Source organism: Nocardia seriolae NBRC 15557, assembly GCF_007990715.1.
Lineage (GTDB): Bacteria > Actinomycetota > Actinomycetes > Mycobacteriales > Mycobacteriaceae > Nocardia > Nocardia seriolae.
The window spans coordinates 1-12885 of the sequence record NZ_BJWY01000009.1; the positions used below are offsets into that span (position 1 = coordinate 1).

10 protein-coding genes and 2 pseudogenes are annotated in these 12885 nt (G+C 70.0%); 7 read left to right on the forward strand and 5 right to left on the reverse strand.

Annotated elements, in window-relative coordinates; genetic code table 11:
• Positions 1–194: 194 nt before the first annotated feature.
• Positions 195–512, reverse strand: a complete 318-nt coding sequence (locus NS2_RS04560; protein WP_370737321.1) for a DUF3017 domain-containing protein — start codon at positions 510–512, stop codon at positions 195–197.
• Positions 513–538: 26 nt separating this feature from the next.
• On the opposite strand from NS2_RS04560, the gene NS2_RS04565 reads away from it, so the two are divergent.
• On the forward strand, positions 539–1015 hold the full coding sequence (locus NS2_RS04565; protein WP_155239976.1) for a tRNA (cytidine(34)-2'-O)-methyltransferase: 477 nt from the start codon (positions 539–541) through the stop codon (positions 1013–1015).
• Between the two features lie 10 nt (positions 1016–1025).
• On the opposite strand, the gene NS2_RS04570 is transcribed toward NS2_RS04565, so the two are convergent.
• The gene (locus tag NS2_RS04570) at positions 1026–1256 is read right to left on the reverse strand and encodes a DUF167 domain-containing protein (RefSeq protein WP_033086041.1); all 231 of its coding nucleotides are present in this window, start codon (positions 1254–1256) and stop codon (positions 1026–1028) included.
• Between the two features lie 128 nt (positions 1257–1384).
• Between NS2_RS04570 and NS2_RS35810 the strand changes: the two genes are divergently transcribed.
• Positions 1385–2416 carry a hypothetical protein gene (locus tag NS2_RS35810; RefSeq protein WP_052086025.1) on the forward strand — a complete coding sequence of 344 codons (1032 nt, stop codon included), beginning with the start codon at positions 1385–1387 and terminating at the stop codon, positions 2414–2416.
• A 145-nt stretch (positions 2417–2561) separates the two neighbouring features.
• Here the strand turns inward: NS2_RS35810 and NS2_RS04580 are convergent.
• Positions 2562–5899: pseudogene (locus tag NS2_RS04580) on the reverse strand (error-prone DNA polymerase).
• A 247-nt stretch (positions 5900–6146) separates the two neighbouring features.
• Here NS2_RS04580 and NS2_RS04585 point away from each other — a divergent pair.
• From NS2_RS04585 to NS2_RS04605, 5 genes and pseudogenes are all read left to right on the forward strand, one after another.
• Positions 6147–7082, forward strand: a pseudogene (locus NS2_RS04585) (SDR family NAD(P)-dependent oxidoreductase); the annotation flags it as partial.
• A 211-nt stretch (positions 7083–7293) separates the two neighbouring features.
• Positions 7294–8505: a sensor histidine kinase gene (locus NS2_RS04590; RefSeq protein ID WP_052086024.1), complete on the forward strand. Its 1212-nt coding sequence runs from the start codon at positions 7294–7296 to the stop codon at positions 8503–8505.
• 3 nt (positions 8506–8508) lie between these two features.
• Entirely contained in the window at positions 8509–9165 is a 657-nt protein-coding gene (locus tag NS2_RS04595; protein ID WP_033086040.1) for a response regulator, read from the forward strand.
• A 132-nt stretch (positions 9166–9297) separates the two neighbouring features.
• On the forward strand, positions 9298–10746 hold the full coding sequence (locus tag NS2_RS04600; RefSeq protein WP_052486763.1) for a nitrilase-related carbon-nitrogen hydrolase: 1449 nt from the start codon (positions 9298–9300) through the stop codon (positions 10744–10746).
• Between the two features lie 57 nt (positions 10747–10803).
• Positions 10804–11163: a hypothetical protein gene (locus NS2_RS04605; protein WP_033086039.1), complete on the forward strand. Its 360-nt coding sequence runs from the start codon at positions 10804–10806 to the stop codon at positions 11161–11163.
• 143 nt (positions 11164–11306) lie between these two features.
• Here the strand turns inward: NS2_RS04605 and NS2_RS04610 are convergent, their stop codons facing one another.
• Both NS2_RS04610 and NS2_RS04615 read right to left on the reverse strand, forming a co-directional pair.
• On the reverse strand, positions 11307–12305 hold the full coding sequence (locus tag NS2_RS04610; protein ID WP_033086038.1) for a ferredoxin family protein: 999 nt from the start codon (positions 12303–12305) through the stop codon (positions 11307–11309).
• Between the two features lie 13 nt (positions 12306–12318).
• A complete protein-coding gene (locus NS2_RS04615) occupies positions 12319–12879 on the reverse strand; it encodes a YdeI/OmpD-associated family protein (RefSeq protein WP_033086037.1) in 561 nt (186 codons plus the stop codon).
• Positions 12880–12885 lie beyond the last annotated feature (6 nt).

Here is a 12885-nt window from a genome sequence, read left to right on the forward strand (position 1 = left end):
GTACTAGGCCGCCGCATCACCTCGGTCTAGCGATCGAGACCCGGCCGCCGGTCGACGCCGACGGCCACCCGTGACCACACTTCAGTGCCGCGACTCCGGTCGCGGCCACGACCCCGGCGAGAACGCCACGACCTCTGCGAGGTCCATAGGCGACACGCCTCGGCGAGGTCCAGGTGACTCGGCCTCCACGAGGTCTAGGTGACTCCCAGGCTGCTGATGGTCTTCGCCAGCACGATGATCGCGACGCCCAGCACCGTCAGCCACGCGACATCGAAGGCCTTGCTGCGCACCGCGAGCAGACCCGCCCGATCGGTCGGCAACACCAGCCGCAGCGCCGCGGCCAACAGCGTCGCCCCGCCGAAGAAGAACGTCCCGCGCCGCCACCGATCCCAAGCCAGGAACACCACCGCCACCACCAGCACCGCGGCCACCAGCAGCATGGGCAGATTGTCGCGGATGCACTCCCCCGCACGACTACTGCGACTCGCGGGTGCGGCATGGGCTGGACTCACCGCACGAGCTTAACCGCCCCTCTGGAATGCTGAACCCCGTGTTCCATCTCGTGTTCTTCGAACCGCGCATCCCACCGAATACCGGCAATGCCATTCGACTGGCCGCCGGTACCGGCTGTGAGCTGCACCTGATCGAACCGCTCGGCTTCGACCTATCCGAGCCGAAGCTACGCCGGGCCGGGTTGGACTATCACGACCTGGCCGTCGTCACCGTGCACCGCAGTCTGGCCGCCGCGTGGGAGGCCATTGCGCCCGAGCGGGTCTTCGCCTTCTCCGCGGGCGCCACCACGAACAACACCGAGATCGCCTATCGCAAGGGCGATGTCCTGCTCTTCGGGCCCGAACCCACCGGGCTGCCCGATGAGGTTCTCGCCGATCCGCGCATCACCGAGCAGCTACGCATTCCCATGCTGCCGGGACGCCGCTCGATGAATCTGTCCAATGCCGCCGCCGTCGCCGTGTACGAAGCCTGGCGGCAGCTGGGCTTCCCGGGCGCGGTCTGAGAAGCGCGAACTAGTCGTCGATTTCGAAGCGTTTGAAGCGGGAGGTCGCGCCGCCGGTGAGGCGGACCGAGGACTTGGGGACGCCGTAGTGGGCGGCCAGGAGTTCGATGGCGGCCTTGTTGGCCTTGCCCTCCACCGCCGGGGCACGGACGTACAGCTGGAGCGCCCCGTCTTCGAGAATCTCGACCAGGGGGCCTTTCTTGCTGCCGGGTTTGATGGTCGCCCGGACCACTGTGGACACGCCTTGCTCCTCTCCTGAAGTCAGCCCCATTGTCCCGGACGATATTCGGGTAAGCGATCGAGGTCCCGAAGCCGTAGTGTCGCGAGTGCCGCGGTGGCAGGGAGGTCGCCCGGGAAGGAAAAGGCAAGATGGTCAAGCGTTTCGTATTACTGCTGACGGCCGTGCTGGGGGTGATCCTGTTGGCGATGGGGACGGCCGCGGCCGGACCGGTCACCGTGCACGACGATTCGAAGGTGCTCGATGTCGCCAAGGTGACGAACGCGGCGAATCAGCTGTCGAACCCGGTGCAGATCTTCACCACCGAGAAGTTCGCCGGCGATCGCGGCAAGTTCGATCAGGAGACCCAGCGCAAGATCACGGGTCAGAGCGACGTGGTGCTGGCCATCAACACCAAGTCGAAGTACTTCACCGTTCGCACCGGCCCGAACTCGCACATCAAGGAAACCGATTCCGCCGGTGCGGCATTCAAGGCCGCCTTCGGCACCGGCGACTACACCGCCGCGACGATCGCCGCCCTCGGCGCGTTGAAGGTGGCCGGTGAGCAGTCCGCGCCGACCAGCGCCAAGGCGGGCAACCCTGCTCCGGTCCCCGCACCCGCGGCCAAGCACGAATCCAAGAGCGGCGGCTGGGGCTGGGTCGGCTTCCTGTGCCCGATCGTGATCATCGGCGGCATCATCGCCGCCGTGTTCGCCTTCATCCGCCGCCGTCGCAACCCGCCGCCTCCTGCCCAGTTCACCGGCGGTCCCGGCGGCGGTTACGCCCCCGGCGGCCCCGGCTACGGCGACCCGGGCTTCGGCGGCCCCGGCTACGGCCCGCCGCCCGGCCGTCCGGGCATGAGCCCAGGTGCGGCAGCCGGTCTCGGCGCGGTCGGCGGCGCTCTCGGCGGCGGCCTGCTCGGCTACGAGCTGGGCCGGATGGAAGGCGAACGCGAGGAACACGATCGCCACCCCGACAACCCGCCCCCGCCGCCCGGCGGCGAGTACGGCGGCTACGACCCGGGCCCCCAGCAGTGGGGCGGCGGTGGCGGCGACTACGACTTCGGCAGCGGCGGAGGCGATTCCGGCGGCGGAGACTTCGGCGGCAGCGATTCCGGCGGTGGCGGAGACTTCGGTGGTGGAGACTTCGGCGGCGATTCCGGCGGTGGTGGCGGCGACTTCTGACCCTCCGTACCACCGACCGACGCTCTCCGCCGCCCCCGGCGGAAACCCTTGGCGCGCCCCGCACTTCACTCGAAGTGCGGGGCGCGCCGATTCGGTGGTGGCGGACTTCCGAGGGAGGGCAGCCGAGCACTGAACCGGTCGGCGTTCAGCGGAAGTCGCGGGAGCGGCCCTCGATGCGCAGGTCCATGCGTTGCAGGTGGTCGGCGACGATGGTTACCGCGCCCTCGGCATTCTGGACGCGGCCGCGGATGAGCAGGGCGGGGGCGGTGGTGGCCAGGCGGCGGTAGCGGGCCCACAGGCCGACCGAGCAGACCACGTTGACCATGCCGGTCTCGTCCTCCAGGTTGAGGAAGGTGACGCCGCCCGCGGTAGCGGGGCGTTGCCGGTGGGTGACCGCGCCGCCGACGAGAACCCTTGCACCGTCGCGAATGTCGAGCAGGCGGGCGGCGGGGACGGCACCGAGCGCGTCGAGGCGCTCGCGCAGGAATTCGGTGGGGTAGCTGCCGGGTGAGACGCCGGTGGCCCACACGTCGGCGGCGGCCAGTTCCAGGGCGCTCATGCCGGGCAGGGCGGGTGCGGCGGTGGCCGCGCCGGTGCCGGGCAGGCGGTCGGGACGCTCCCCCGCGGCCGCGCCCGCCGCCCACAGCGCCTCGCGCCGGGTCTGGCCGAGGCTACCCAGCGCACCCGCCGTGGCCAGCGATTCCGCCTGCGGCACACTCAATTCCACGCGCCCGGTGAGGTCCAGGAACGAGGTATAGGGCCCGGTCTCACGGGCGGCCACGATCTGCTCGGCCACCTCGGTGCCGATGTGGCGGACCGACGCCAGCCCCAGCCGGATCTCCATGCCCTTCGCCTCGAGGGTCGCCTCGGCCAGGCTGTGGTTGATGTCGGGCCCGTGCACCGCCACCCCGTGCCGCCGCGCGTCGGCGACCAGGGACTGCGGCGAGTAGAACCCCATCGGCTGGGCACGCAGCAGCCCCGCGCAGAAGGCCGCCGGGTGATACAGCTTGAACCAGGACGAGTAGAACACCAGCGAGGCGAAACTCTGCGAATGACTTTCCGGGAAGCCGAAATTCGCGAAAGCGTACACCTTCTCGTAGATGCGGTCGGCGATCTCGCCGGTGATGCCGTGCAGGTCCCGCATGCCCCGATAGAACCGTTCCCGCAGCCGCTCCATCTTCTCCGGCGAGCGTTTGGAGCCCATGGCGCGGCGCAGCTGATCGGCCTCGGCGGCGCTGAATCCGGCGATGTCCACGGCCATCTGCATGAGCTGCTCCTGGAACAGCGGAATGCCGAGGGTGCGTTTCAGTGAATTCTCCAGTGCCGGATGGTCGTATTCGACCCGCTCCCGCTCGTTCCGGCGGCGAATGTAGGGGTGCACCGAGCCGCCCTGGATCGGTCCGGGGCGAATGAGCGCCACCTCCACGACCAGGTCGTAGAAGGTGCGCGGCTTCAAACGCGGCAGGGTCGCCATCTGCGCGCGGGATTCCACCTGGAACACACCCACCGAGTCGGCGCGGCAGAGCATGTCGTAGACGGCCGGTTCGCCGAGATCCAGCTGGTGCAGTTCGACGGTCTGCCCCTTGTGCTCGGCCACCAGGTCGATCATGTAGTGCAGCGCCGAGAGCATGCCGAGCCCGAGCAGGTCGAACTTCACCAAACCCGCTGCGGCGCAGTCGTCCTTGTCCCACTGCAGCACGCTGCGGTCGGCCATGCGCGCCCATTCGGTCGGGCAGACGTCGGCGATGGGCCGGTCGCAGATCACCATGCCGCCGGAGTGGATGCCCAGATGCCGTGGCAGCCCCTCCAATTCACCGGCCAGGGCGAGTACGTCGTCCGGGATCTCGGTGTGCTGCTCGGCCGCCACCCCCGTCCACCGGCTCACCTGCTTGCTCCAGGCGTCCTGCTGCCCGGTTGAAAAGCCCAGGGCGCGTGCGGCATCCCGGACCGCGGACCGGCCGCGATAGGTGATCACATTGGCCACCTGCGCCGCGTACTCGCGCCCGTACTTGGCGTAGACGTGCTGGATCGCCTCCTCCCGGCGATCCGATTCGATGTCCACGTCGATGTCCGGCGGCCCGTCCCGTTCGGGTGCCAGGAACCGTTCGAACAGCAGCTGATTGGCGACCGGGTCCACCTTGGTGATGCCGATGGCGTAGCAGACCGCCGAATTGGCCGCGGAACCCCTTCCCTGACACAGGATGTCGTTGTCGTGGCAGAACTTGACGATGTCGTGCACGACCAGGAAGTAGCCCGGGAACTTCAGTTCGGCGATGACTCGCAGCTCGTGCTCCAGCTGCCGATAGGCCGCCTCGTTGCCCGGGCCGCGCCCGCGAAGGTGAGCTCGCGCAGCCACGAGTTCTCGTCGTGCCCGGCCGGGACGTCGAAGGGCGGCAGTTGCGGCGCGATCAGGCGCAGGTCGAAGGCGCATTCCCGGCCCAGCGCAACGGCATTGGCCACCGCTCGGGGACAGGCCGCGAACAGTCGCGCCATCTCGTCGCCGGAGCGCAGGTGCTCGCCGCCGGTGGGGGCGAGCCAGCCCGCCATGTCGTCGAGGCTGGAGCGGGCCCGGATGGCGGCCAGCGCCATGGCCCGGCGGCGCTGCGGTGGCGCGGCGAAATGCGCTCCGGTGGTGGCGAGTACGGGCAGCCCGACGCGGTCCGCGCGTTCGATGAGCCGGGCATTGCGCTCGTCGTCCTCGGGGATGCCGTGATGGGTGAGCTCCACGCTCACGTGCTCGCGCCCGAAGCGCTCCACCAGCTCGCGCAGGGCCGCCTCGGCCGCCGCGTCGCCCTGTGCAAGCGCCTGCCGCACAGGGCCTTTCCGGCATCCGGTGAGAATGTGCCAGTGCCCGCCCGCCGCCTCGGTGAGCCGGTCCAGGTCGTAGCGCAGAATGCCCTTCTCCCCCGCCGCCATGTGCGCGGCGGCCATCTCCCGCGACAGCCGGCGGTAGCCTTCCTGGCCGCGGGCCAGTACCAGCAGGTGCGGTCCGGCGGGGTCGGGGGTGCCGGTGCGCGGTTCGGAATTCAGTGCGTCCGTGTCGTTTTCGCGGCCGCGTCGCCGACCGCGCGGCACCAGGTGGGCCCCGGCCCGGGCGGCGGTGCCGATGGACAGCTCGGCCCCGAAGATGGTCGGCATGCCCCATTCCCGCGCCGCCTCCGCGAACCGGACCACCCCGTAGAACCCGTCGTGGTCGGTGAGTGCGAGCGCCTCCAGGCCCAGCCGTACGGCCTCCTCCACCAGTTCCTCGGGCTGGCTGGCCCCGTCGAGGAAGCTGTAGGCCGAGTGCGTGTGCAGTTCGGCGTACGGCACCGCGGACCGTTCGACCCGCCCGAGTTCCCCCGCCTCGTACCTGTCCCGCTTCCGGGACCAGGCCGGACTGTCTCCTCCGTCACCGTCGACCTGCTTGCGCGCCGGATCGGGCCGCCCGGACAGCACCCGTTCCATTTCCGCCCAGGACGGCGGGCCGTTGTGCCAGCCCACGACCCACCTCCCTGCAAATCCGACCGGTCTCGAGTATCGAACATACATTCGAAACCGATTGGTCTCTACAGCGGCTCGCCGATCGGTCGTGGCGGACTAACTGACTCTGGAGTAAGTTCGAGGCAATTCCACCTGCAAGGGAGCCGAAATAATGACATCGCGAAGCGATTCGAACAGGGGCGGCGGCGGGGCGACGGGCGGGCCCGACCACTCCGTCGACAACGGCACCGGTTACCTGGCCCGTCGGCGCGCCCGCCGCGATCTGACCGGCAAGCATGTCGTCATTACCGGCGCGTCCTCCGGCATCGGCCGCGCGGCCGCCTTCGCCGTCGCGGAGAAGGGCGCGGTCGTCATCCTGCTGGCCCGCCGCGCCGACGAGCTGTCCACCGTCGTGGACGAGATCACCGCCGCGGGCGGCACCGCCTTCGGCTACCCGTGCGACGTCACCGATCAGGAGTCCGTCGACGAGACCCTGAAGACCATTCTCGACACCCACGGCCACGTGGACATGCTGGTCAACAATGCGGGTCGCTCCATCCGCCGCGCCGTGCACCGCTCCACCGACCGCATGCACGACTTCGAGCGCACCATGGCCGTCAACTACTTCGGCGCGGTCCGCATGACCCTGGGCCTGCTGCCCCAGATGCGGGAGCGCAAAGACGGTCACATCGTGAACATTTCGAGCGCGGGCGTGCAGGTCGCCACCCCGCGCTTCGCCGCCTACCTGGCCAGCAAGGCCGCCCTGGACAAGTTCGCCGAGGTGACCGCCGCCGAAATGCGTTCCAGCAATATCACTTTCACCACCATCCACATGCCCCTGGTGCGCACCCCCATGATCACCCCCAGCGGCGACCAGGGCGCGGGCACCCAATCCCCCGAATGGGCCGCCGCCCTCATCGTCCGCGCCCTCACCGAACGCCCCCGTCAGATCGACGTCCCCATCGGCACCCTCGCCGAATACGGCCAGCTCTTCGCCCCCGGCATCAAGGAGCGAGTCCTGCACCGCTACTACCGAGCCCTCCCCGACTCCGCCGCCGCCAAGGGCGAAACCGCCCCTCAGCCCGAACCCACCGCCATCGAAATCGTTGCGCCCCAACGCCGCCGACCGGTCCCGCCCGCCGTCCGCGCCACCGGCACCGTCCTCCGCCGCGCCGCCCGACTGGTGCCGGGAACCCACTGGTGAGCACCCTCGGAGCAACGAAACCCTGAGCCCGACGAAGTAGCGCCCGGATCGGCCGAGCATGTCGGCGCGGGCGGTACTCGCCATCCGGTGCGTTCAGCCGAGATCTCCCACGGCACGGCGAGTCCCGGCAAGCTAGCTCTCGCGTATGAGGTGGGGATCATCCTTGCGCGGGAGGCGGCTCGGGGCTGGGGCGGGGCAGACTCGATGGGCTATGGGTATTCGCGAGGGCACTGAGATTCGCGGCGGCGCCGGGACCGGGGTGCGGGTGTGGTTGCGGCAGGTGCCGGACCGGGTGGTCGATGCCGCCGTCACCGTGCTGGTGACGGTGTTGACGGTCGCGCCCCAGGTGGCGGCGGGGCGGCCCTGGTGGGTGGTTGCGGCGGCAGCGGTGGCGGCGGTGCCATTGTGGTGGCGGCGGAGAGCGCCCTTGCTGACCGGGGCGGTGGTGGGTACCGCGATCACCGTGCTGGCGTGTGCGCACGCGCTGCCGGCGCTGCCGTACGGAACCGTGGTGTGCGCGTACACGATTGCCGCGTACAGTCCGCCCGCGGCGCGGTGGGCGGCCATCGTGGTGGGGGGACTCGGGATTCTGGCGTCGCTGGCACTGCCCGCCGAACCGGTCGAGGCTTATGCCTATGCGGCGCTGTCATTTTCGACGGCTTGGACGCTCGGGACCGGGGTGCGGGCGCGGCAGGCGCAGATCGAGTTGTTGCGGGAGCGCGCCCGGCGGCTGGAAGAGGAGCGGGGAGCGGCGGTGGCGCGGGAGCGGGTCCGGATCGCGCGGGACGTGCACGATATCGTCACGCACGCACTGGGTTCCATGATCGTGCAGGCGGAGACGGGACCGCTGCTGACCCGCGCCGATTCCGGTCGGGCCGATGCTGTATTCGCCGGTATCGCGGATACCGGGCGGGCGGCGGTGCGCGATCTGCGGCACAGTCTCGCCGTGCTGCGGGACGGTTCGGTACAGGCGCGACATCAGCCGGGCATCGCGGCCATACCCGACCTGGTGGATGGCTCGCGGCGCGGCGGGATGAGCGCCGAACTGGTCGAGAACGGCACGCGCCGAACGATTTCCAGTGAGGTCGAGGTGACCGCGTATCGAGTGGTGCAGCAGGCGCTGGCGAATGCGCTCGAGCATGCGCGGGCCGGTCGGGTGGAGGTGACGCTCGACTGGTCCGAGGACCGGCTCTGCGTGCGGGTCGGCAACGACGGCCTCGCACCGGTAGGTATCAGCGGCAGCCGCCCGGCCGCCGGAAATCACCTGCGGACAGGACCGATTCCTGACGAACCTTTCCGTGCCGGGTCGGGTCTGGCCGGGATGCGCGAACGTGTCGAGTCCTGCGGCGGGCAGCTGACCTACGGCCCTTCGGGCTCCGGTTTCATCGTCCGCACCGAACTGCCTCTGGTCCAGGAGGATTGAGCGGTGCGCGTGCTCGTGGTCGACGACCAGGACCTGTTCCGCGGCGGGTTCTCCCTGATCCTGTCCGCCGAACCCGACATCACGGTGGTCGGTGAGGCCACGGACGGGCTCGAGGCCGTCGCCCAGGCCGAGACGCTCGCACCCGACGTAGTGGTCATGGACATCCGCATGCCCCGGCTGGACGGCGTCGAGGCCACCGCCCGGATCTGTGCCCGCACCGCCGCGAAGGTGCTGGTGCTCACCATGTTCGACGTGGATGAATACGTCTATGCCGCGCTGCGAGCCGGTGCCAGCGGGTTCCTGTTGAAGGATGCCCGGCGGGAGGAACTCGTCGCCGCCGTACGGGTGGTGGCGGCGGGCGAGGCGCTGCTGGCCCCGGCGATCACCCGCCGCGTCATCGCCCAGCTGGCCGGGCACGGCGGACCGCGACCGGAATTGGCGAATCGGCTCGCGGAATTGACCGATCGGGAACGCGACACCCTGCGCGAACTCGCCCGCGGGCAATCCAACGCCGAGATCGCGCGGGCTCTGACGGTCACCGAGCACACGGTGAAAACCCATGTGAGCGCCGTGCTTTCGAAGCTGGATCTGCGAGATCGCGTGCAGGCGGTGGTGTTCGCCTACGAGGCCGGGCTGGTGGTCCCGGGCCGCGAGGGCTGAACCTCACCCGTGGGAGCGAGGCCCGATTCGCTCTCGTCGGCGATGTGCGCGGACGGCGGCCGGACCAGCATCGATGGGGTGACGAATTCCTCCACCGAAGCTCGACCCTGGACTTCCGTTGCACTACGGGGTGTGTCGGCGGTTCTCGCGGTCGTGGTCTCCGCGGTGCTGTGGGCGCTCGGGACCGGAATGCATCCGTGGCCCGGCGCGGTCGCGCTCGCACCGCTGCCCGTCCTGCTGCTCGCACCGAGAGTATCGGCCCGGCTGTGCTTCGCCGCCGGATTTCTGTCCTGGTACGGCGGGGCGCTCCCCTATCTGCCCTACTTCCTCGGCACGGTCGAACAGCCGCCGTCGGCGGCGTACGGATTGCTCACGGGTACGGCGACGGTGTACGCCGGACTGGTCGTGTCGACCCGGGCGCTGATTCGCCGTGGCCGACTCGGTGCGGCAATGCTGGCCCTGCCGTCCGGGTGGGTTCTCATGGAGTACCTGATCTCCCTGGGCGGTCCGTTCGGGGCGTGGTGGAGCCTGGCCTACACGCAATCGGATGTGCTGCCGCTGATCCAGATCGCCGCGCTGACCGGGTGGCTGGGCATCTCCTTCCTGATCATGCTGGTACCGGCGACCCTGGCCGTGCTGCTCACGTCCACGACTCCGCTCAGGGCTCGAATGCGCTGCGCGGCAGCGGGACTGACAGTGCTGATCGCGGTGTTCGGCTACGGCTTCCGGCAGTTGTCGACGCCTTCCGGCGCCACGGTCCCGGTGGGCCTGGTCGCCGTATCGCAGCCCGAGGACTACGTCCCGGTCGATTCACCGGACGGCCGGGACATGATCACCCGGGTGGCGGCCGAGGTGGAACGCCTCGCCGATCGCGGCGCACAGGTCGTCGTACTGCCCGAAAAATCCTGGCGCGCCACCGAATCCAGTCTGCCGGCCCTCTCCGGTCCGCTCACCGAGGTAGCCACCCGCCGCCATGTCCACATCATCGCGGGCACACTCCTCACCCGCGGCGACGCCACCGTGAACGCCGCCATCGACTACCCCTCCGGCGTCATCTACGAAAAGCACTACCTGGTCCCGGGTCTGGAGGACGACCTGCGTCCCGGCCACACCTGGACGCAGGTCCCCGGCACCTCCTGGGCCCTGGCGATCTGCTTCGACCTGGACCGCCCCGCCCTGGTCCGCGCCAACCGGGCCCGCGGCGCAACCCTGCTCCTGGTCCCCGCCCTGGACTTCCGCGAAGACCGCTGGCTGCACAGCCGCATGGCAGTCCTGCGCGGTGTCGAATCCGGCATCGGCACGGCCCGCGCCCCCCAACTCGGCCAACTCGTGGCCGGCGATGCCAACGGCCGCATCCTCGCAACCGCCGACACCGACATCACCCGGACCCGTTCGGTCCTCGCCGCCATCCCCCAGCCCACCGGCGAAACCCTCTACGCCCGCTTCGGCGACTGGTTCGCGGCCACGGCCGCCCTCCTGTTCGCCTGCGCACTCGCCGCCCTACTGATTCGCCGACCGATCCGAATCGAGCCCGGGCGTGGCATCATGCGCCCCGGGGTGGAGCAACTCCCCCCGCTATGAGATCCCCTGTCCCGCAAGGGATGGTGCTAGTCCCGCAAGGGAATGAGAAGGACCCTGATGATCCGCAAGTTTGCTGCCGCCTCGCTACTCGGCTTCGCCGCCGTGGGAGTCGCGGCGGTGCCCGCCCACGCCGATGACGCCGACAAGGTCTATGAGTGGCCCATCGACTACTCGGGCGAGTCGTACGCCATCCGCCCCGGCTCGTGGCTGCTGGAGCCCTTGCCGCGCAGTTCCGAATGCCTCTACGCCTTCGAGCCGTACGCGGACGCGCCCAGCGACCAGTGGTGGGGCGGCGGCAGAATCACCGGCCCCACCTGGATCAAGATGCCCGCCAACGCCTACCTGATCTCCGACTGCTACCCCTTCGACAACGCCAACAACCGCCCGGCCCGCCCGAGCACCGGCTCGTTCGGCTAGTTCACACCCGTGACGGCCGCGGTGTGTCATCGCGGCCGTTCGCGCGCCGAAAGTCCGTGCGGCCCATGGGTTCGCGACATTCGCAGACGATCCAGCCCGCGACACCGGCGTATCGCGGTGCCGCTCGGCCGAGTTGGCGCCGTTCAGTCGAGTTGGCGGATTTCGTCGGCGACCACGGCGGTGGCGACCTTGGGTCCGGCACCGCAGCTGGCCTGCCGCGGCGGGTAGGCGAGGGTGCGGGTGGTGACCAGCCAGCGGCGGCCGTCGCGGTGGGTGACGTGCGCCGCGCCCGCGAAAGTGGCCGGGTCGGTGGAGTATTCGGTGTGATCGGGGGCGGGTTCGACGGTGAGGTCGTCGATGCCCGCGGACGAGTCCACGTCACCGGGCGGGGTGGTGTCCAGACCCGAGTCGTCGATGGTGGGGGTGGCCAGGGTGTAGGAGGCGTCCGCTATGCGTTGGCGGACAGCGACTTCCGCGACCTGTTCGACGGGGGTGTAGCAGCTGCGGCCGCGGAATCCGGTGAGCGAGACCTCGCCCTGGTCGGCGGCGGCGAGCATGACGTGCGCCGAATCCTCGTCCAGGCGGCCGTAAGTGAGGCCGGTGGGCAGGACGATGACGGCGGGCGCGAAGCGGTGGCCACCGGTGTGCGAGCACTCCCAGACCCGATCCGGATGGGATTCGGACAGACTCGCGGCGATCGGACGGCCCAGCAGCGCGCAGCACTGATCCCGCTTGCCGTGCGCGCAGACCAGCACCAGCGGATCCGTCACCGCCGCACCGATTCCCGGGGACGGGCCGTTCAGCAGGTGCAGGTCGATGTCCAGCAGCTCACGCAGGTCACTGATTTCGAAGCGCTCGCACCAGGAACCCTCGGGACGCGAGCTCGCGAGGAGAACCGTTCGGACACCGGTGAATTCATTGCGTCCCGGCCGCCGGATGAGCGTCGGCCGGACGTGCGCGGCCTTGGTGCGGGCCGCCAGCTCCGGCGTGATCGCGGGCCCCAGCACCTCGTCGCCGATCACATCGCGACCCCAGGCCCCGGGCTGCTCGACGCACAGCCAGCCGGTGATCCGGGTCGCGCTGCCCGGTAGCGGAATCTCCGCCGCCGCGGCCGAACACGACAATCCCTCGAATCCCGTCACAGTGCCTTCCCGATCACAGTGGCTTCCCGTCGATCAATTTCCGAATCACCTGCTCCAGCCGCCGCTGCCGCGTCTCCGGCCGCACCGCGCTGCCCAGGTGATAGCCGACCGCGATGCGGGACTGCACGGGCAGCGTCTCGAAGAAGGCGGCCGCCTCCGGATGCCGGGCCAGCGCGGCCAGGAAGTCCGGTGGCAGATCGCGGCCGACGGCGTTCTCCCAGCGACCGTCGGCCCTGGCCCGGTCGATCTCGGCCTGCCCGGCCGGGTGCATGAGCCCGGCGGCGATCAGCTCGCCCGCCAACCCGACATTGCGCTGCGACCATTGGCTGCGCTGCCGCCGGGGCGTGAAGCCCATGACGAAGAAGTCGTCGTCGAGCTTGCGCGACTGCCCGTCGATCCAGCCGAAACACAGGGCCTGCCGCAGCGCCCCGTCATAGCCGAGGGACACGAAGGCCGAGTCCCTGGTGGCGAATTTCAGCCAAATCCCGTCCACCGCCGCGTGATTGGCCGTCAGCCAGTCCCGGAAGGACTGCTCGTCGGGAAACCACAGCGTGGGACGCTCGGATGCGGACACCGTTCA

Bases quoted from the DNA above. Each gene is read 5' to 3' on its own strand.
- NS2_RS04565 (WP_155239976.1), top strand. From the start codon at position 539: ATGCTGAACCCCGTGTTCCATCTCGTGTTCTTCGAACCGCGCATCCCA.
- NS2_RS35810 (WP_052086025.1), top strand. From the start codon at position 1,385: ATGGTCAAGCGTTTCGTATTACTGCTGACGGCCGTGCTGGGGGTGATC.
- NS2_RS04590 (WP_052086024.1), top strand. From the start codon at position 7,294: ATGGGTATTCGCGAGGGCACTGAGATTCGCGGCGGCGCCGGGACCGGG.
- NS2_RS04605 (WP_033086039.1), top strand. From the start codon at position 10,804: ATGATCCGCAAGTTTGCTGCCGCCTCGCTACTCGGCTTCGCCGCCGTG.